Source organism: Vibrio rumoiensis 1S-45 (genome assembly GCF_000286955.2).
GTDB lineage: Bacteria > Pseudomonadota > Gammaproteobacteria > Enterobacterales > Vibrionaceae > Vibrio > Vibrio rumoiensis_A.
Genome location: NZ_AJYK02000094.1, coordinates 1 through 3,082, shown reverse-complemented (window position 1 = coordinate 3,082; position 3,082 = coordinate 1). Strand labels below are relative to the sequence as shown.

At 39.1% G+C, this 3,082-nt stretch carries 4 protein-coding genes; 1 reads left to right on the top strand and 3 read right to left on the bottom strand.

The annotated features are described in order from the left end of the window. Positions 1-56 precede the first annotated feature (56 nt). The gene (locus A1QC_RS13045) at positions 57-710 is read left to right on the top strand and encodes a hypothetical protein (protein WP_017025767.1); all 654 of its coding nucleotides are present in this window, start codon (positions 57-59) and stop codon (positions 708-710) included. 30 nt (positions 711-740) lie between these two features. Here A1QC_RS13045 and A1QC_RS13040 read toward each other — a convergent pair whose 3' ends face one another. The 3 genes from A1QC_RS13040 to A1QC_RS13030 form a co-directional block, all read right to left on the bottom strand. Then, positions 741-1,697 carry an IS110 family transposase gene (locus tag A1QC_RS13040; protein WP_017025766.1) on the bottom strand — a complete coding sequence of 319 codons (957 nt, stop codon included), beginning with the start codon at positions 1,695-1,697 and terminating at the stop codon, positions 741-743. Between the two features lie 348 nt (positions 1,698-2,045). After that, positions 2,046-2,543 carry a GNAT family N-acetyltransferase gene (locus A1QC_RS13035; RefSeq protein ID WP_017025765.1) on the bottom strand — a complete coding sequence of 166 codons (498 nt, stop codon included), beginning with the start codon at positions 2,541-2,543 and terminating at the stop codon, positions 2,046-2,048. Beyond that, entirely contained in the window at positions 2,540-2,812 is a 273-nt protein-coding gene (locus tag A1QC_RS13030; RefSeq protein WP_017025764.1) for a DUF1778 domain-containing protein, read from the bottom strand. Before A1QC_RS13030 ends, A1QC_RS13035 begins: the two co-directional genes overlap by 4 nt. Between the last annotated feature and the right edge of the window lie 270 nt (positions 2,813-3,082).

Below are 3,082 nucleotides of genomic sequence, written 5' to 3'. Positions count from 1 at the left end.
TTCGTGGGAGTCATTATGTCTATATATACAGCCTAGTAAGGATCGAGGATTAATGCATGATTCGGTTTTATTTAATTGTCAGCTCATTACTTGTAGCCGGTTGTGTTTCGTTTGGTCCACCTCCAATCGTCTACAAGTTTTCGGACTATGCTCATAGTGTATATACTGATAAAGGGGTTAACAAAATAGTTTATTTTGGAAGTAAAAATCATTATGTATTTACAGTTAATGATACAAAAATACAGTACCTTATAAAAAATGCTAACAAGGGAAATCTCCATATAAATATAGCATTCCATCACTTTGTTCAAAATGTCAGCGATATAATTACATTTAATCTAGTGATTGTTAGCTTTAAAATTGCGGACGCGTCTCAAGAACTAATCGAATGGTCAAGGGAGAATGGCCTCAATTATAACGATAATAGTTCCATAGGACCTGAGTATAACTATCAGGTGTATTTAGACGCTAAACGTTATCTAGCAAATGAAAATGTTAATTGTTGCATTGTAAGCAATAGCCAAAAGTTAAGTATGTCATTCGAAACGTTGGTAGACTTGAATGAAATAGAGTTGACAGAGAGCCCTGTGAAAATAATTAATGGGCAACCCTATTTAGGAGATATGTTGCTATTTGAACTTATAGATTATGGTTGGCACAACAACACACAATATCGAACTATTTTATACAAAGAAAATGTTAATGATTAAACATATAACAAACGAGTATGGCGTCAATAGTTAATTCTTAGCTATGTTTTCATCCCACATGACGCCATCTCTTAGCATCGAATTTAAGATAACAACCATCTTACGAACACAAGCAATGATAGCGACTTTTTTAGGTTTTCCAGCATCTAAAAGATGTTGATAATGAGCTTTAAAAACGGGATTACACTGCATGGCTGACATCATTGCCATATAGAGAACGGTTCTGACTTGAGAACGACCACCTTGGATGGTTCTTTTACCTTTATAACGCCCACTTTCTTTGGTTATCGGCGCCACGCCGATAAGAGAAGCCGCTTGCTTATTGGTTATATAGCCAAGCTCAGGAACGTTACTAATAATCGATGTCGCCGCAATATTTCCGATTCCAGGAACGCTTTGCAAAATAGTATTTTTGCTTTGATATTCAGGACATTCATCAATCAGCTTTATTAATTTGTCTTCTATTTTTGTGATTTGATTTTTCATTGCCGTAAGTATGGGTTTTATTGACGAGTGAAGCTCTTTAGGCAGAATTTGGATTCTGTTTTTCTCCATCGTTTGCATGGAGAGAAGCTGATTGCGTCGAATTACTAAGTCACTAATTAATCTGATATTTTTAGATTTTATCTGAGTGAGTTGAGGCTGAATAGCCTCACCATAATGAGCGATAAGCTCAGCATCTAATCGGTCGTTTTTCGCTTTTCTCCCAATTGCTCCTGCAAAGCGTTTAATATGGATAGGGTTAGATCTCGCAATAGGTAGATTAGCTTCAGCACAGGCGAGCACAAAGGGCATTTCTAGCCGTCCTGTGGCTTCAATAATAATGCGCTGAGGCGCATGTATTTTGATAGTTTTAATCGCTTCTTTAATGCCTTTTTCATCATTGGTTACAGTGAAATAAATATCGAGAGGGCGAATAAAAATATCTAATTGTGTTTTACCAGTATCAACACCGACATTAATGTTTTGAAGTGTATTAGTATTCATAATAAGCTCACTCATGCTTGCGTAATGCGGATTCGAGACCCAGTCGAGTATTCGAGGTTTATGCTTGGAGTCCAATGTAGCGTTCGTGTTTGTTATCGGTCTCTCAACAGAGGAACCAGCGTTCAATCGAACTACTACAAAGGAAGCTTTAGTTGCAGCTAAAGTCTGGGCCTCACTTTACCCAAATTTATGAGTTATTATCCATACAAGCGTTTAAGTGTGACTCGCAACGCTTGGCAGTTTAGTCTTCAAATTTGGGTTGGGTGTTTACGGTTTTAAAAGATAGTTTTGTGGTGAGCGCTGCTCGCACCTTAACGCGGCGTTAGTTTTCTAAAGGCTAGCGGTTAACTAGCTTAAGCTTATTCTCACATCAGCAATGGTGATGAAGAGTTTATTTTCAGCGTCTTCAAATGCTTGAAAACCATAGCGTTCATAGAAATGTTTCGCACCGTCTTTGGCATTAACGATAACAACTGGAAATGCAACACTATCACTTGCAGCTAATAGTTTTCTGAGTGCGTCGATAAGCAGCCACTCACCAAAGCCTTTCCCTTTGTATCGGTCATCGACAGCAAGGCGGGCAATCAGACCACCAGAGGTGGATGATTGGTGTTTTTTTTGTAACTTATCGGGCAATGCCTTTAAGTCAATTGGTGTCATTGTTAGCGTGTAAAAGCCGATGACATGTGAGTTGTTGTTATCATCTTCCAAAACAAACGTTCTGGTGTTGTCTTTTTTTGTTTGCTGACTCGCCATTACTTTTAAGTAATTATTGAGAGCTTCGATACCACAGTTGAATCGGTTTCTATCGTGTTTAGCTTTATCCAGAAGTACCGTATTCATCATTGAGTTTTGCTCTCGTATCGATCAGCAGCAGCTTTTAGTTTTGAGTTGTGTGTAGCAGGGCGGTCTAAAGCTTCCATCAGCAACATAGCATCAGCTTGGCTCAGTTTTAAAGCCTGTTCACGTTCGATGACTTGTTTAGCTTTTTCGATTGCAGCGCTTAGAACAAACGAGTTGATGCTAGACATGCCGGCGATCGCGGCAGCCTTAGTAAGTAAGTCTTGTGTGTCGACATCAACTCTAGCGGTGATGCGAGGCAAAGTAGTAGCCATAATTATATCTCCTGTTGTGTCAAAGTGTCACATAGATATTATGGTCTTAAAGTGTGCAATAAGCAATCTTTGTGTCACTTTGGCACTCAAGCTAACAAATAAGGATAGGTGTTGCGCAGCCGGAACCTTATCTGGGTGTTGAACAAGCCCGAAGTTGCTTATTATTGTAAATTGGTCGGCGCCTAGTTTTTGTCTTTCTTTTATTGGTGCCCCTCCACTGAATTGTCGCCATAATCCCTCACGCATTGTAACCCTTTCGGAAGGACATGC